Genomic DNA, 17059 nt, shown 5'->3' on the forward strand with positions numbered 1-17059 from the left:
TTATCTTTTCAAACTAAAATGGCCTTTAGCCTCTCTTCCGTCCTCTAATTTTATAGCGAACCAATAATCATCAGACGGTAAAGGCTGTCCTGTAAAAGTCCCGTCCCAACCTTGACTGAAGGCTGTAATTTGTTTTAGCAACTTGCCGTAACGGTCATAAATAAAGATGGTAGAATTAGCATTAAAATTTGCGTTTACTCCTTTTACATTCCAATAATCATTTTGGCCGTCTCCATTTGGAGTAAAAAATTTAGGGATTCCAATGACGGCTATAGTTTGGCTCACCGTTCCACAACCATTTTTGTCATTAATGTATATTTGATGAATTCCAGCGGTTATATTGTCAAAGAAATTAGAATCTTGAAAAGGTCCGGAAGGAGCATCAAGACTGTATTCGCATTGTCCTTGTCCACTAACATTTATAGTTAAGGAGTTTACATCCGATAAATCGGTGATCGCAATATTCGTAATTTTTGCAATATCGGAAGCTGTTACTTTTATGGTTCTAATTCTGCTACAGCCGTCAAGCGAAATTACTTCTACAGTATAATTACCTTCTTGATTTACCTCCATTGTTGGTCCAATTTCAGTCTCTAAAACAGCATTCTCTTTGGTCCAGATATAAGTATAATCAGAAGTTGGTGAACCGTCTTTAAGACCTGCGTCTAATGTTACAAAAAAAGTGGGAAGATTAGAGCAAACTAATTCATTTTCCTCTAAATCTTCATTCGTATTAATATTTGGTTTTGGATTTACTGTTAATGTAACTCTTGGACTCAAACCATAACAGGCATTGTCAGCCGTACTTTCGACGCGAACCCATATTTTTTGCTGATTTGGATAGCCTTCATTTCTATAGTTTGAAGTATTTTTTATTGCATCATTTTCAGATAAAGCATCTTGTTCATTTTTGTAATATCGAATGGAATAAGGTGTTGCGGAGGGTGGAAGAATGGCTATGATTTCTGAAGTCACGCTACTAAAATCAAAAGTAGCAATACCATCTGTATCATCATTACTCAAACCTAAATCATCGCAATTACTGAAAGTTCTGCTGAATGAAGCTGGAATTTGTGTAGTAGATACAGTCAAATCAATTGCAGCGATGTTATAGCAGCCATTTGAATTTGTAACCCGCGTCCAAACGGTCATACTTCCGGCAATGGAATTTCTAAATGCTAAAGGATTGGAAATTAAATCCGTGGAATCTTCATTTTCAGCAGCAGCAAGTGAAGTGTAATACGTAAATGTTTCTGACGCTGAATTAGTAGAAATCGCATCATTTTTTACAGTTAGATTAAAAGCTGAAAATCCATCTGTATCATCGTCACATTGTACAATGGTGACCCTATTTACGACTGGTAAAGTATAAATTGTCAAAGTAGTTTCATTAGAAATCAAGCCACATGAATTTCCTGTTTTTTCTAATTTTACTCTGTATTTGTAACCGTTCATTGCATTAGTAATATTTATCAATCCTAATGTATTAGTAGTGGTATTTTGATAGTTTACAGTATTCAAGATGTCATTCCAGATTGTTCCATCAGTTGATAACTGCCATTGATAGGTATTCCCGCCATTGTCAGCAACAGTAATTGTTGTGTTTTCTAACTCACAGGTAGGATTTGTAACCGGTTGAGAGGTGATTACTATTGGTGCGGCAATTATATAATTGTTATTTGGGGTCGAGTAGCCTATGCCGCTGGTAACTTTGCCTTTTTGATTCACGGTTGTCGGGTTGCTGCCTAATATTCCATTAGTATCATCATCTGTAAAACCGGCTTCTGTAACATCAAAACAAACATCATTATCGCTATCCAAATCGATATAATTAGACGTTTCATCTGAATCGGTATCAGAAATAGTATAATTGATTTTGCCATTATCCGCAGCTGTTTCAAGGACGTCTAAAAGTCCGTTCGCTCCAAAAAGAATAGAACCGCCGTCAATCATTCCATCTTGATTGGAATCGACAGCATTATGACCTGATTCAACTAAATCGTAAATACCATCATTGTCACTGTCTAAATCAAGATGATCTGCAATTAAATCACCATCGGTATCAATAGGAATTATTCCCGGTTCGAAAGCATTGTCTAAACCATTTTTGTTTCCGTCTATTCCTGAAAAAACTTTAAATCCTTTTCCTTGCGCCTCAATGGTATCTGGAATACCATCATTGTCACTATCAATATCTAATAAATCGGGAAATCCATCAGAATCCGAATCAAATGTTTCTGTATGGCTAATCATGAATATAGCTTTGTTTGCGGTGGTTTCAGAAAGATTAATATGACTGAATGATATTGAATTAGTAAGATAAGATGAAAATTGAAAACTTCCTAAACCAGGTAGTAGTGGCGTAGTGCTTTTTAATCGGAATCGGATTTCAAAGGAAGAAAATTCAGTTACACCACTTTCGTAAATTCCATCATAGTTAGTATCCACTAGTAATTGATTTTGCGGATCTGTCAAAGTAATGGTTTTATCTGTCGGCACTTTTATTATAAAATCGCCTTCTGCATTTAAATATTCAGAAATATCAGTAATTTGGTTTGGATTATCCTGTGCTATATAATTAATGCTAATACTTTCTGTTTTGGTAAAATTTAATGTGTAAGTTGCGAAATTTGTAATTCCAGCCGGTACTTCCGATACGAATCCGTAGAATGGTTTACCAGTAATCGTTCCGCTTACTGATGTAGCTCCATTGTAATCTGAGCTTACAGTGGGATTTGACTGATTGAATAGCGAAATATTAGCTTCTCGATTATTAATTATTCCATCATTGTCTAAGTCGATATCAATGTTATTATTTGTTCCGTCCTTATCTGAATCTAATGGGCAGTCGCTTACCGGAATTTTGTCTGAGAAAATAGGAACTGTAGTTGGACAACCCACAATACTTCCTTTCACTTGGTAGTATCCAGGTGTTATGGGCGTGTATGAATTTGAATTTGCACCAACAATTATTTGGTCATTAAAATACCACTGAAACGTATCGTAAGAGGATAACGTGCTTATTTTGAGTACAATATTTGGGATGCAAGCTAAATTAGATACAGTAATTTTATCAGTAACAATTTCTGGTTTAGTATCAAATCCGGAATAATAGCCACCATAAGTTGCAGCTCCATTTGTTCCAAAGTAAGATACGTACACTTGTCTCGTGGATTTTACAGCAATATTTCCAGTCAAATTAAAAAGGGAATATCTTACATAATTGGTATTTCCTATAACAGGAACAGCAGTTGTATTGATAGGATTATTATTTATTGTTACCGTAGCACCTGTCTCAGTTACAATGTTTAATCCTCCATTATAAAAGGTACTTCCTATTGATTGAATGGCTGGTATGTTGTCTACAATATTTGGTGTTGCACAATTTAATGGCGGTACAAAAAATAAATTTTGGTTAGCAGGAGAAAAATCACCTCCAATACTTTGGTAAGCAGATACGTTTTCGGTGGTAGAAACATATAAGTTTCCATCAATAAATTGGCTTCCATCGATTACAGTATATTGTCCGCTATTAATAGGAGCAAGAGGAGTTGTTGATCCGTTGATGAAAATTTTAGTATTATCAACATTTGCAATCAATAAAACCTGTTCTAAATCATCACTTCCTAATCCTTTGACAAAAATATATTCTTTTCCCGTTTTTTCTGTCGGAACAATTTGGTCAAAACCTACATCTCTACCGGGTATATTTCCTTGCGCGTTAAGAAACGAACTGTTGCTTCCTCCAAAAGAACCTGAATTGACAACCACGGGTTTATCAGATTCTACTAAAGCGCCAATCATTTTAGAGCTATTAGAAACAGTTGTGTTGTAATTTTCCAATGCTAAAACATAACTTTCATTTTTACCTAATGTGACAATTAGAGGTCCATTGACAATGGTTCCGTCAGATAGTACAGATCCAATTGGAATGTTTGAAATAGTGACTTTAGTATTGTTTTCTGTTGATAGTATTGAAGCAAAATTCAACAGACTCGGATCGTACAGAGGATTTAACATTGCTCCCAATCTAAATTCTTTCCCTAAAGCACTGTTCCCTTTTGATACCAATCCTCCCGCATGATTGTATGAGTTATTTTGAGCTGAAAATCCAGCATTAACACGAATACTTACATAAATTAAGTCTTCAGCTTCTACTATAAATCCTTTATTTGTTACAATGCCAATATTTGTTTTTGGAGTGAATAGTTGCGTATTTTGTCCTTGTCCTATAAAGTAAATATAGGGATTAGTATTTGTCACTACACCTGTTATGGTGTTGCCTCCACTTGCTATAATTTTGAAATTTACATTGTTGGTGCTGGGTGTAGAAATATATAAATACTGATCACCTGCTAAATTGTTAGAACAGGTCAATGGCGGGATATAATGTGTTTTGCTAAACTGCGAGAAACAACTTATAGAAAAAAGAATAAAAAGGAATAGTAGAGTTTTTTTCATTTGCTAAAAATAGCAAATTTTACATTATCTTTTTAATGAAAAATGACCTTTTATTGTTCTGCCATTTTCCAAATTTAAATGAAACCAATAATCATCAGCAGGTAACGCCGAACCATTGAAAGTTCCGTTCCAACCATTCGATGAAACCGTTAATTGTTTCAGCAGCTTTCCGTAACGGTCAAATATGTACAATGTTGATTTTGGGAGTGTCTCTAAATTTTTAATTTTCCAAAGATCATTATATCCATCATTATTTGGTGTAAAATAACGTGGATAATCTAAAATATAAGTTGTAAAAGGAAGCGATAAACCACAACCATTTTTATCTCTGGCGAAGAGTAAATATTCGCCGGGAGCAACGCCTTCAAAAGTTGAATTATCCTGAAAAAAATCACCGTCAATTGAAAATTCATAGGCACCAATTCCGGTATATTCAATTGTAATTGAATTTTCATTTCTGGCAAAATCATTTACTTTTACTCCGGTAATTGTTGCAATTCCGGAAAGAGAAACAATGAATTTTTTTGTTTTTTGACAGCCATTTTTATTCGTTACGGTAACAAAATATGTTCCAGGAGAATCAATTGTTATGCTGTTTGTTGTAGCTTGTGTACTCCATAAATAGCTCGAGAAACCAGTATTAACAGTTAAGTTGATTGTGGTACCTTCACATAGTATTAAAGATTCATCTTGAAAATTAGGCGGGTCAAAAGAGTTTACTTCAAGAGTAATGACTGTAATTGAATAGCAATCAGGACCGTTTAAAATTTTAGCAAAAATCGTTTGTTGATTTGGAATCGTATTTTTAAAAAGAGTCGGTAACTCATTTTGTTCGACAACAGCATCATTGGTATTCAAATAATATTTAACTACTAATCCTAGTGGTAATCCTGCTAAAACTTGAGGCGTGACTTGGGAATTCAAGTCAAATTGAGCCAATCCATCTTCGGAGCCATCGGCATCACAAGTTGCAATAGGATTTTGTGGAGCTATTACAATAGTAGAAACAATTAGTTGTACTGTTGCAAAACTTTCGCATCCCAATGTATTGGTCACTCTTGCAAATACGGATTGATTTGTGCCAGTATTTGTGAAAGAAGTGGCATTAGTAATTGGATTCAATTTTGCTTTGGCATCAGCCAAAGAATTGTAATAAACCACCGCACTTAGATTTGGAATATTATTTTTTACAATGGCATCTACTTTAGTCAAATCAAAAATGGTAATTCCATCCGTATCATCGTCACATTGTGAAAGGGTAGTGTCCTTTAAATCGATTTCTGGAATATATTCGATTTTTATTTCTTCAGTAGCGATACAACTGGAGGAAAGCAACACTTCTACTTTATAAATTCCGGGGCTGGTAACGTTATAAGTTGGTGTGTTTTCTGGTAAAAGCACATTATTTTTGTACCATCGGTACGTGTAATTTGATGGCAATTTAGGATCGATTGTAAAGCTTGCGCCAAAGCAAATGGCAGTATTCGTTGTCAGTAGTCGATCTGGTCCTAAGTCGATTTTTGGCAAAAAACTACCTGCTTCAAGAAATACAGCTGAGTCATAATCTTCATTTTCATCATCTGCAATGACTAATTTGATTTGATATGTCCTGCCTGCAATAACAGTACTTTGAGCATTCAAAACCACGGTTTGGGCGCTGTAATTTATTGGGCTGGTACTACCATTATATCCGCCAAAATAGTTTTCATTGGCTGGAGGACATCCTGCTATGAGTCCGCTGGCAGTATTGTATGAAGAAATTTGGGGATGCACATTTGTTGAGGAGACCGGAATCGCAGTGTTGGGTATTACTGCTATATTTTTATAGGCTTCATTACTACCTTTTTCTTTAATTAAAAAAGCAAATCCATCTGAATACAGACAAGGGAAATACAATTGATATTCATTGGATGCAAAGATATAATTGAAGCTGATAAAATTAGTCAACGGCACAAAATCAAATTCAAGAACTGTCGCATTAAATGTTTGATTTAAATTTAACGCTTGTTCTAAATCAGAATCACCAGCCCAACGCGAGTCGCCGCCACCTCTGTTTGTTACAAATGGACCTACAGAATTTTGACTGGTCCATGTGCTTAAAACTACTCCTTCTTTGAACGGAAAAGTACTGGCAGCAGCATTAAAATAAGCATAACTTTTTTGACTTCCAGAATAATTATCCCCAGTTGCTGTTGGGTTTATGATGGTAGCACAGGAACTATTTACTAAAATATTTTCTACAAGTTGGCTAGCCGTATACGTGTCATTTACTAAAATAGATTGCGCCTTTGCATTAATAGAAATGCAACAAATGAAAAAATAAAATAATATTGTTTTTACACCAGTCATAGAAACATAAAGATACTACAAATCTCTGTTCTTTAATAACCGGTAGGAAAGGAAAATGAAAATCACGGTCCAGCACAAAACAATAATAATGGATGATAATTCTACATCATATTTTTTAATATTATCTAAGCCAATTTGTGTTCCCAAGTTTTTTACCACGGATAATCGGGAAAAGGGCTCGACAATTAAATTTGACATTGATTCTAAAGGGAAAAACTGCATAATTGAGGCTGCTGTTTTACTTTCAGGGAAAATTTTGAAAGTCAAAACTCCCTTGATAATCCCTTCGATAATATTCCAAACCAACAGAAATCCCAATGCAAATGCTGAACGTTTGACCAATATTCCTAAAAATAAACAGAAAGAGAAAAATCCAACCAATTTGATGAAGTATGCCAGCAGGTATTCTAAATCCGAGAATACAATGCTAATTTCCGTGTAGGAAGAAAAGCTTAATCCTAAAAGAAGCGACATTATAAAAATAAAAACGGTAGATACTGTTGCAAATAAAATGACGGTTAAAAACTTAGATTGAATAAATTCCTTCTTGCTCATTCCATCAATTAAATTTTGTTTCAGCGTTCCATAACTGTATTCGTTTGCCATCATGGAAACGATTACAATTGCTAAAAACAATTTTAAAACGGCCGCAATATAAGTATTGAAATGCCAAATAAAAGGGAAATTGAATATTCCCATTTCTGCCAGATGAAATTTGAAAATACCTAAGTCAAATTTTATTGAGGCGATAAGAGCTATAAAAGTTAAAAGTATAAAATAAGTCAAAGTCAAAACTCGGCTTGCTTTGTTTTTCCAGATTTTTTGAAGTTCTATTGAGAGAAGTCGTTTCATTATGAAATTGTGATTTATGTTATAAAAAGGGTGCGATTAGTAAAACCATTGCTATCGATTTTTTGTCAATTCTAAAAATTGTTCTTCCAAGCTATTTTTTCGCTTAACCAAGTGATTTAATACAATATTTTTTTCAAAAAGAAATCGATTTAATTCTTTTGCGTCTAAATCATCTTTTAAATAAACTAAAACCTTTCCTTCTTCATTCACAACCTTTTTTACGGCAGGATGTGTTTGTACCACTACTATTAAATTGTCAATGTCATCAGCATGTATTTCAAAGAAACCTTCGTTTGCAGACATTCCATCTACTAATCCGGTGTATAAAATCTCGCCTTTTCTTAAAACCAAAACATGGGTACACACTTTTTCTACTTCGTCCAATAAATGAGAAGCCAGTAAGATTGTAGTTCCTTTGGCTGCAATTTGTTTTATAATATCTCTTATTTGATGAATTCCCTGAGGATCTAAACCATTTGTGGGTTCGTCGAGAATTAAAATTTCAGGATCATTAAGTAGGGCAGAGGCTATGGCTAAACGTTGTTTCATTCCTAAAGAAAAAGTACTGAATTTGCTGTTTTGACGATCTGTTAAACCTACTAATTCCAATTTTTCGTTGACTTTAGCATAGTTTATTCCTTTGATTTTGCAAACCAGTTCCAAGTTTTCCTTAGCGGTCATGTAGGGATAAAAGTTAGGTCTTTCTATGATTGCCCCTACTTTTTTTAGGGCTTCATGGGTTTCCATTGTACCGCCAAACCAGCTGTATTCTCCAGAAGTTTTATTGACCACATTTAGAGCAATACCTAAAGTTGTTGACTTTCCGCTCCCATTGGGCCCTAAAATTCCATACACATTGCCTTTATGAATATCGAAAGAAACGTTTTTTAGTGCTTGAAGTGCGCCATAACGTTTGCTGAGATTTTTGATAGAAAGTATCGTTTCCAATGGGTTCATCTTTTACATTTTTATATAGGACGAACAAGAAAGGAATTTGTTACTATTTAATCGGAATTAGTTTATTTCTCCAATTAAGATGCAAAGCGCATTTAATTTTTCGGCTGTTATGGGTTTCATAATATATTGTTTAACGACGCTATATTTTTTTGCCATCTCAATATCTGCAGGATCTATAGAAGAAGTCATGATGAAAATAGAGATTTCTTTTTTTAGGGATAATAAAATAAATTCATCTAAAAACTGCCATCCGTCCATGAATGGCATATTCAGATCCAGCAGAATAGCATCGGGTAAAAACCCGTCTTCAAGCGCATTTTGTTTTAATTTATCAATCGCATGTTGTGCGTTATAAAAGGATTGTATTTCCTCACAAAAATCATTTTTAGAAATAAGAATACTCATTAGTTTTACGGTTAATTTATCATCATCAATGATATATGTCAATTTATTTTTCATTTAGATAAATTTTAAAATTTGAACCCTGACCTTCTTCACTTTCTACTTCAATTTTGCCATCCATTGCTTCCAGTTGGTTTTTGGTTATAAATAAACCAATCCCTTTTGCGTCTTCATTACCATGGAACGTTTTATACATTCCAAAAAGTTTATGACCGTTTTTTTCTAAATTTAATCCTAGACCATTGTCTCTAAAATTTATTACGATATAATTTTCAATAATTTCAAATCCTATTGTTAAGGTAGCATTTCGTCTTGGTGATTTGTATTTTATGGCATTCGTAAACAAATTTAGTAAAATACTGTCTAAGTAAGCGGGAATTGCAGTTACAATCAAATCATCAGGAATGGTGTCAGTGATTTGTATTTTGCTTTCTTTTATCGCTAAACGTAATGACTTTTTTGTTTTTTCGATTTCTTGCTTTAAACGAATTCCTTTCTTTTCAATATTTGTTTTTTGTTGAATGGTTATAATTTCGTTTAAATATTCAATACTTTCCGCTAGTTTTTCGGTTCCTTCTTTGAACAGGTCAAAATACGAAAGTTTCTCGTGAACATCATCTGTATTTTCAATCACATCAACAACCATAGAAAGGTTGCTGGTATGTGAACGGATATTATGCGAAACAATGTGTGTGAAATTGTATAATTTATTATTTTGACTGCTTGTTACTTCTAGGAGTTTTTTTAGTTCTAACTCTTTTTCAATTCTTGAAGTAACATTTCGGCCTACACCTATGAAATTGATGAAGTTATTCTCACTGTCAAACACTGTTGTGATATTCAACTCAAACCAGTATTTTTCTTTCTTTTTAGTATAATTGAGTATCGTGATTTTTATACTTTCTTTATTTTTGATTGCTTTTTTCATCAATAAAGTAGCTTGTTCATCCGTTTCAGGACCTTTGGATAAATAACCTGGTCTTTGTCCGATGACTTCTTCTATTTCTAAACCCGTCAGATCCAGATAAGCTTTGTTTGCCCACACAGCAACTCCTTTTGGATCAGCAATTACAATTGTATCTGTAGTTTCGGAGGCAGCGAGAGAAAGCATATTCAATTTATTTTCAACATTTTTTCTTTCACTGGTATCTCTGATATAGCATACTAAATACGTGATGTCACCCATCTGAAATTTCTTTCCGGATGCTATTTCGACAGGAATTGATTTTCCAAATTTAGTTTCGATATACGTTTCATTTACAGTATATTGATTCCTGTCTAAATTATATTTAAGAAAATATCGAACCTCTTTTCTGTGTTCCTCTGGAAAAAGTCTGGAATTGTGTAAGCCTTTTAATTCAGAAATTTGATATCCGGTGAGTTCTTCGGATCTCGGATTGCAATCGGTAATAACCCCATTAGAAGTGTCAATGATGAAAATAGCGTCATTAGCACTTGAAAATATAGACGAAAATTTTTCTACATTAAATTGAAGCTCATTAATTAAATTTTGCTCATTTGTGATATCTTGAAAAGTACCCAATAAATTGCAAGGTTTTCCATCAACAAATTCTACTTGACAAATGCATTCTACATATTTAATATTGTTTTTTGCCGTCGTTATTTCAAATTTTTCTTCAAATGAAATGCCTTCGTTTATTGCTTTATCAATAAGCATTGTAATTCGCTCTCTATTTGTACCAGCAGTGTAAAACTTATTCCACTACCGTAAACAGGCTCAAAATCATCGGAAACTTCCAGAATACGTTTTGTAACCATATCCCAGAAAATGTAATTGGTTTCTAAATTCATTTTCCAAATACCAATCTTAGCTTATTGCGCAGCCTTGAAATAGAGTTCAAGTTTTTCTGTCATTAGTAGGTTTTAAATATTTTAAGGCATTGGGGGTTTCCAAATATAAAGCTAATATCCTCGGTGTTTTTTTTTTTTTAACATAAAAAGGCTTTTTTACCAAGTTGGAACTATAATTTATAAATAACTTACTATAGATTTAACAAAAAAATATGTTCGTATTTTTTTTACAATTTTGAAATAAATTGTTCAGCATATTTTTCTATAAGATTTAATGTTATTTCTAGCTTTTAAATGATGAAAATTTGAAAGGATACTCTTCATGTAAGTTTTTTCGGATTATAAACTAATTTCTATGAGTAATGTACCTTCTTTTTTTAAATTTTTGACCTGTTTTCTCTTCAAAATCATTCAATTCAAAACGCGTATATAATTAGAAACTATTCCCATTCAGCAGGTTTATTTATTGTAATTTTGTATCAAATTTTTTCCAATGAGTGAGCCAATAATGCTTTTTAAAAAACCATCTTATCCTATAAATAATTCCCTTTTGGAGTATTTAGAGCGTTTTGATCGAATATCTAAAGTTTCTATTTTTTACGATGATTTATTACGCTTTTCAGGATCTGTAACGGTTTACGATAAAAACGAACAGGATACTTTATGGATTAGAGTGTATTACAATGAATTTGAAAGAGAAGAAATTGATTTGAATCTAAAAAAAATCTATTCGCTATTGCACTCGGATGGAAATTTGGGGATTATCAAATTCTTGAATGTGGATTCTATTGATTATTGCACTTTTGGAAATTCGAAACCATTCCGAATAAAAGTAAGAAATATTCTTAATGACAATTACACTCATTTTTACATCAAGAAAGCCGATGCATCCCGAGTGTATGGCTTAGAACTGGAACATATTCTTTCGCCTGATAAAATAAATTTTTTAGTCTATAAAGACACTTTGATAGAAGAGCATATTATGGGAATTCCCGGTGATGTGTTTATCAAAACCTTACTGGCAGATTGTACGGAGACCGAGAAATCACAAATAGCCAAAGAATTTGTAAAGTTCAATGAACGCTGCATGATTCGATTATTAGGAGATATGCGTTCTTATAATTATGTGATTGTTCCCACGCATGATTTTGATCACGTCGTTTATAAAATACGTGCCATCGATTTTGACCAGCAGTGTTACGAGGGGAATTTCAAAGTCTATCGCCCGCAGTTTTTTAAAGAAAATTACCCAATGGTAAAATTGGTCAAAGACAAACTTCAAAACAGTTCTATCGAACAATATAAAGATGAAGAAAGATCTGTGCTGGCCAAAAGAATACTTTCTGCCGAAAATAGAATAAACAGGTTGTTAGAAATTATGGGTGAGGATGAACTTGCGCCTGAATCTCATTTGAAACAATTGCAAATGGAGTTGTATCGTTATACCAATGATTTGAATTTTAAAAAGGCAAAATCGATGGGAAATATCATGGCTGCAGCATTCGAATTTATCACTCGAAATTTCAAAGGAAATAAGGTGTTCAAGAATAGAATTTAATTCGTTATTGTATTTAGTAATCATTTCAGCATCAAAATTTACTATTAATTATCGTTTTCATACCATGAAAAAATATTGCTCTTTTGTCGTTGTTTTTATTCTGTTTGCTTGTCAGCAAGAATCGAAATCCTTGACAACTCTCTATGCGTTGCCAAATAAATTAAAAGAAGTTTCAGGAATAATATACAGTCCTGAAACGGATTTACTTTGGACTTTGGAAGACCGTGGGAATCCAAATGCCATTTATGGATTAGATTCTTATGGTAAAATTGAGAGAACAATTACCATCGAAAATACAGAGAATATCGATTGGGAGGATATTACAAAAGATCAGCAAGGGAATTTATATATTGGTGATTTTGGTAATAATGATAATGAAAGACAGGATTTAAGCATTTATAAAATCGATAAAAACGCTTTAACTTCTAAAGGTACAAATCCGGTTTACAAAGTCTCTTTTGCTTATCCCGAACAAAAAGATTTTCCCCCTAAAAAATCCGAAATGTTTTATGATGTAGAAGGTTTTTTTGAATTTAAAAATAATTTCTATCTCTTTACTAAAAACCGAAGTAAAGGATTTGATGGAACCGCCTTTTTGTATAAAATTCCAAATACACCCGGTTTTCAGCAAGCGGTTTTAGTGGGGAAATTCAAAACATGTGACGCGTATAATTCTTGCGCTATTACAAGTGCAACGATTAGCCCTGACGAGACTAAAGTTGCAGTTCTAACTCATGATAAACTCTTTTTATTTGAAAATTTTCAAGGGGATAATTTTCTAAAGGGCACAAAAACAATATTAGAATTACATCATTTTTCCCAAAAAGAAGCGGCTTGTTTCACCGACAATGATCGCTTGTTCATTGCCGATGAGAGAACTAAAAGTCTGGGAGGAAACGTTTATGATGTTTCCATAAAAATGTTAAAATCCAAATCCTAAACCAAAAGCTATTCGCGCTTCTTCACCTGCACTTTTAAAATAAGTTAGACGTGCCGTCAATGCATTCAGACCGTTAAGCCACAATCCACCGCCAAAAGATTGGTGCCATTTCTCTGAATTTTCGCCTTTTAACCAAACTCTCCCGTAATCAAAACCTCCTAAAACTCCGAAAGACATTGGGATAATACTTCTTTTTATTTTGCCTAAATTCCAGCGTATATCGCTACTTTGATAAAAAGATTGGTTTCCTAAAAAACGTTCGTTTCTAAATCCTCTCAAATCGTAGTCACCACCTAAATTCGCACCTTGGAAAAAATCAAAATTATCATTCAATACCATTTTTCCCCTCAGGATGGTGGCCAAAACTAATTTTCCGTTAGCATCAATTTTATGGTTAAAATTAAGTTTACTTTCTATGGCAGGGAAATTTCGTTTGGTGTCGTCCAAATTCATTTTCCATGTCCCAGCAATAGAAAATCCCATTCCCATGGTTGGAAAGGAGGGAACATCATAATTTTCATAACTGTATTTTAAGGTTGCTCCGGCAAATTGTTGGTCATCAAAAACAGCGGGACTTATATCTCCCGAAATGTCAACAAATCGGTTCATGGTTTCTTCTACAGTGATTCTTTCAAAACTGGTTTGAAACTGGATGGCACTGCCGTATTTGCCTACTCTTTTTATGGAAGGCATCACTTTCAACATTTTGATTCGAACGCGATTGAAATCCATTCCAAAAGTATCATCCTCATTCACCGTCTCATTTCCGTAACCAAAATAATTGATAGTGAAATTTGGACTGGTAAATCGACTTTCAAAATCTAAATTCCATTTGCCAAATAATTTTGGAAAATTAGCATTGTAAATCAGTTCATACCCTTTTGTGGCAAAGAAATAATTGGCTTTCAAGCTGTGTTTCTGAGTGTATGGATTTTGTTTAAAATCGTTGACAAGGTAACCACTGACAATTCCTAATTTGATACCGTCATCAGGATTAAAACCAATATTTGGAAGTGCTGAAAAGAAATTATATTTTGGTTTTTTATAATCGTACAAACTCGTTTCATAGTCATCAGATAACAAAATTGTACTTTTAGAATCGAGATTATACGTATTGTCTTTTGATTTAAAATCATGAATTTTTATTTTTTGTCCGTTTTCTACGGTATAAGAATCTTCGTTTTGTCCTCCAATTAATCGAATTTTTATTCCCGAATTTGATGTTCCATTTACTTCAAAAATATCATCATCATCTAACCCATAAATCCATATTTTCTTTGTTTTTTTAGCGGTGAAATTTTTAGTGTATTGCAATTCGTCTGTCCCATTTTTTAAACGATACACTTGTATTTCAAGTTTGTTTTTTTCTTTGTTCTGAATTATGAATTTATCTTTTTTATCTGTCCCAACAATTAAGATGGTGTGCTGTAATACTGAATAATATGTTGAAGCAGATTGATGCAATTCATTTCTTCTCAGTTTGAGTTTACGCTTTATGTCTTTGATTGTCTCGTCTTGAACTTCATTTGGTAAATTTGTAAAAGCACCATCAATATCCGCATCTGAAAGGTTTTCCTGAATGTATTTAGCTTGTTTAATCCATTCATTTTCATCGGCACTTTTTATAAAGGCAAGATCTAACGGGTATGGTTCACGGTTCATCAATTTGACATTTGACATTTTCTCCTTAAAAGGTTTCATGTGACGCAATGCCACGTTTTTCATTAAAACAAACAGCAAAGCACCATCATACTTTGTAAATGCTTGATCTCGGTCACGCGGAATTGGCTTGTAAATAATTTTCTTTCCTTCCTGATATTCGCCCCAGCGCCATTGATCTTCATGTCTATCCCAATCTCCTATGAGCATGTCAAACAATCTTGCTCTGATGTAGGCACTTTCATCAACAGAATATTTTTCGTCTTTGTGAAGGTTCTTCATTACATCTTCTGTACTGATAATGGCTAGAGGATCGCCAAAACTTTTTACGTTTATCTGGCTGTCCGTTGGTCGTTCTTCAACAAGGTACAATTCGTCACCAAAATTAGCATTGAAATTTTTCAACGCTTTGTGTTTTGGAATATAATACAGTTTCGGGTTAGTATGCGCCACACCAATTTTTGCAGCTAAATTCCCTACAGCAAAAGGAGTGTAAGGATGCGCGGTTGTATAAAAATCAGATAACAAATCGTCAGCATACGTGTTCTCAAATTCGTCTTGAATAAATTGGTTTTTGAATGCCACTGCTTGCAGGAAACGTGTGGTGCTTTTTTTCATTGCACGCATCACATATTCTTTGCCGTTTTTATCTGTGAGTTGTAATGAATTTGACTGGTGTCCACCACCGGAACGTTTGGGTTGCAGTCCGCCAAAAAGGGTGTCAATAGTAGTTATCGCTGCTGCTATTGGCAGGCTGTAATATTTTCGGTAATGGTTCCCAAAGAAGAATCTGTAAAATCCTGATTTCTTAGTTTGTTTGTTCGTGTAAATGCTTGAAGTAGTCGTTTTTGGAAATGTAGCGGGAAAAATTTGGGTGTTATAATCATCTTTTTCATCCAAGACCAATTGTTCGTAAATAAGTTTTTCTTTGTTATCTTCCTTACCAAAAAAAGAAACTTTTGCAGCTCCATTTTCAAAAACGGCTAACGTTGCGTATCCATTTCGACCATACGAAAAATCATTGGGGAAAATTGCTCTTGCAGCTTCTGATTTGGAACCCGCGCCACTGATAATTTGTTTGATATTGTCTTTTTCAATGTATTGCAAATTGTGGTCATGACCTGAAACTACAATAACATTATCTTGATTTTGCAATAGTGTTTTTACTCTTTTAATAAAAAGGGTGTATTGTTTGTTTTGAATATCTTGCGGACTTACGCCGGAGGTTTTTCGTAAAAAATTAGCAACAGAACCTAAAACCGGAAGAGGAATTTTTTGTTCCAATGGAAAAAGTTGTTTCTCTACTGAAAATTGTCCTCCATGAGATCCATTACTCATTAATGGATGATGCAAAGCTAAAACCACCGTCTTTTCTTGGTTTTTAATCAGAAGATTTTCAAACTCGACAAAAAAAGCTTCCCGGGTTTTTATTGTGCAATCATCGTTTATAGTGGGACTATTATCCCAATCTTCCAGAAACCATTGGCTGTCAATAGTAATTAAAACCAGATTTTTATTTATTTCTAAATCATCAATACCACAGCTTTTTCTGGGAAGGAATGACTTTTTATCGTTGAGGTATTCGGTTACAAATTTAGCCTGACGTTCTAATCCTTTTATGCCGCTGTACCAATCATGATTTCCGGGAATGAAAATAGTTTGGCCTTTGAAATTTTTAGATAATTTTAGTTGATTTGTCAGTTTACTTTCGGCAATAATGCGTTCGTTCGTAAGTTCAGTATTAGGCAATCCTTTTGGATAAATATTGTCTCCAAGAAATAAAAGAGTCGTGTTTTCTGTTGCTTTTTTTAATCTATTTTCCAGATCTGCCAGTGTTTGTTTTGCGGTTGTTTCATTGGTATTTCCGGCATCGCCAATTAAATAAAATGTATGCGCAATTTTTGAACTGTCTATTGCGTTCAGAGTAACTGGCTTTTTGATGTTTTGTCCAAATTGTGCGTGATGCGTTGCACATGATTGTATCATTAATCCCGATAAGAATAATATAAAACCTGCTTTATTAAAAGTAATAAAACAATTATCAGAAAATAATTTCATAATTTAGTAGT

At 33.7% G+C, this 17059-nt stretch carries 10 protein-coding genes; 2 read left to right on the forward strand and 8 right to left on the reverse strand.

The features are described from left to right. The 7 genes from G7A72_RS14010 to G7A72_RS14040 all read right to left on the reverse strand — a co-directional run bounded on the left by G7A72_RS14010 (position 1) and on the right by G7A72_RS14040 (position 10833). Positions 1-4461, reverse strand: coding sequence for a T9SS type B sorting domain-containing protein (locus G7A72_RS14010; protein WP_165152896.1), 4461 nt, complete (start codon positions 4459-4461; stop codon positions 1-3). Positions 4462-4485: 24 nt separating this feature from the next. Further along, positions 4486-6810, reverse strand: coding sequence for a T9SS type B sorting domain-containing protein (locus tag G7A72_RS14015; protein ID WP_165152897.1), 2325 nt, complete (start codon positions 6808-6810; stop codon positions 4486-4488). A 15-nt stretch (positions 6811-6825) separates the two neighbouring features. Continuing rightward, positions 6826-7662 carry an ABC transporter permease gene (locus tag G7A72_RS14020; RefSeq protein WP_165152898.1) on the reverse strand — a complete coding sequence of 279 codons (837 nt, stop codon included), beginning with the start codon at positions 7660-7662 and terminating at the stop codon, positions 6826-6828. Positions 7663-7713: 51 nt separating this feature from the next. Continuing rightward, a complete protein-coding gene (locus G7A72_RS14025; RefSeq protein WP_165153770.1) occupies positions 7714-8610 on the reverse strand; it encodes an ABC transporter ATP-binding protein in 897 nt (298 codons plus the stop codon). Positions 8611-8676: 66 nt separating this feature from the next. Further along, positions 8677-9078, reverse strand: a complete 402-nt coding sequence (locus tag G7A72_RS14030; protein ID WP_165152899.1) for a response regulator — start codon at positions 9076-9078, stop codon at positions 8677-8679. Then, positions 9068-10699, reverse strand: coding sequence for a PAS domain-containing sensor histidine kinase (locus G7A72_RS14035; RefSeq protein ID WP_165152900.1), 1632 nt, complete (start codon positions 10697-10699; stop codon positions 9068-9070). The genes G7A72_RS14030 and G7A72_RS14035 overlap by 11 nt, the downstream gene beginning before the upstream one ends. Then, on the reverse strand, positions 10678-10833 hold the full coding sequence (locus tag G7A72_RS14040; RefSeq protein WP_165152901.1) for a hypothetical protein: 156 nt from the start codon (positions 10831-10833) through the stop codon (positions 10678-10680). Before G7A72_RS14040 ends, G7A72_RS14035 begins: the two co-directional genes overlap by 22 nt. Before the next feature lie 493 nt (positions 10834-11326). On the opposite strand from G7A72_RS14040, the gene G7A72_RS14045 reads away from it, so the two are divergent. Next, a complete protein-coding gene (locus G7A72_RS14045; protein WP_165152902.1) occupies positions 11327-12391 on the forward strand; it encodes a hypothetical protein in 1065 nt (354 codons plus the stop codon). 64 nt (positions 12392-12455) lie between these two features. Beyond that, positions 12456-13331 carry an SdiA-regulated domain-containing protein gene (locus G7A72_RS14050; RefSeq protein ID WP_165152903.1) on the forward strand — a complete coding sequence of 292 codons (876 nt, stop codon included), beginning with the start codon at positions 12456-12458 and terminating at the stop codon, positions 13329-13331. On the opposite strand, the gene G7A72_RS14055 is transcribed toward G7A72_RS14050, so the two are convergent. Continuing rightward, entirely contained in the window at positions 13314-17048 is a 3735-nt protein-coding gene (locus G7A72_RS14055; protein ID WP_165152904.1) for a metallophosphoesterase, read from the reverse strand. The genes G7A72_RS14050 and G7A72_RS14055 overlap by 18 nt on opposite strands. Between the last annotated feature and the right edge of the window lie 11 nt (positions 17049-17059).

Origin of the sequence: Flavobacterium sp. Sr18, assembly GCF_011064265.1 — a bacterium.
Taxonomy (GTDB): Bacteria; Bacteroidota; Bacteroidia; order Flavobacteriales; family Flavobacteriaceae; genus Flavobacterium; species Flavobacterium petrolei.

Excerpts from the sequence above, each read along its gene's own strand:
- G7A72_RS14050 (WP_165152903.1), top strand. The coding sequence starts at position 12,456 with ATGAAAAAATATTGCTCTTTTGTCGTTGTTTTTATTCTGTTTGCTTGT.
- G7A72_RS14015 (WP_165152897.1), bottom strand. The coding sequence starts at position 6,810 with ATGACTGGTGTAAAAACAATATTATTTTATTTTTTCATTTGTTGCATT.
- G7A72_RS14055 (WP_165152904.1), bottom strand. The coding sequence starts at position 17,048 with ATGAAATTATTTTCTGATAATTGTTTTATTACTTTTAATAAAGCAGGT.
- G7A72_RS14020 (WP_165152898.1), bottom strand. The coding sequence starts at position 7,662 with ATGAAACGACTTCTCTCAATAGAACTTCAAAAAATCTGGAAAAACAAA.
- G7A72_RS14040 (WP_165152901.1), bottom strand. The coding sequence starts at position 10,833 with ATGAATTTAGAAACCAATTACATTTTCTGGGATATGGTTACAAAACGT.
- G7A72_RS14010 (WP_165152896.1), bottom strand. The coding sequence starts at position 4,461 with ATGAAAAAAACTCTACTATTCCTTTTTATTCTTTTTTCTATAAGTTGT.
- G7A72_RS14035 (WP_165152900.1), bottom strand. The coding sequence starts at position 10,699 with ATGCTTATTGATAAAGCAATAAACGAAGGCATTTCATTTGAAGAAAAA.
- G7A72_RS14030 (WP_165152899.1), bottom strand. The coding sequence starts at position 9,078 with ATGAAAAATAAATTGACATATATCATTGATGATGATAAATTAACCGTA.
- G7A72_RS14045 (WP_165152902.1), top strand. The coding sequence starts at position 11,327 with ATGAGTGAGCCAATAATGCTTTTTAAAAAACCATCTTATCCTATAAAT.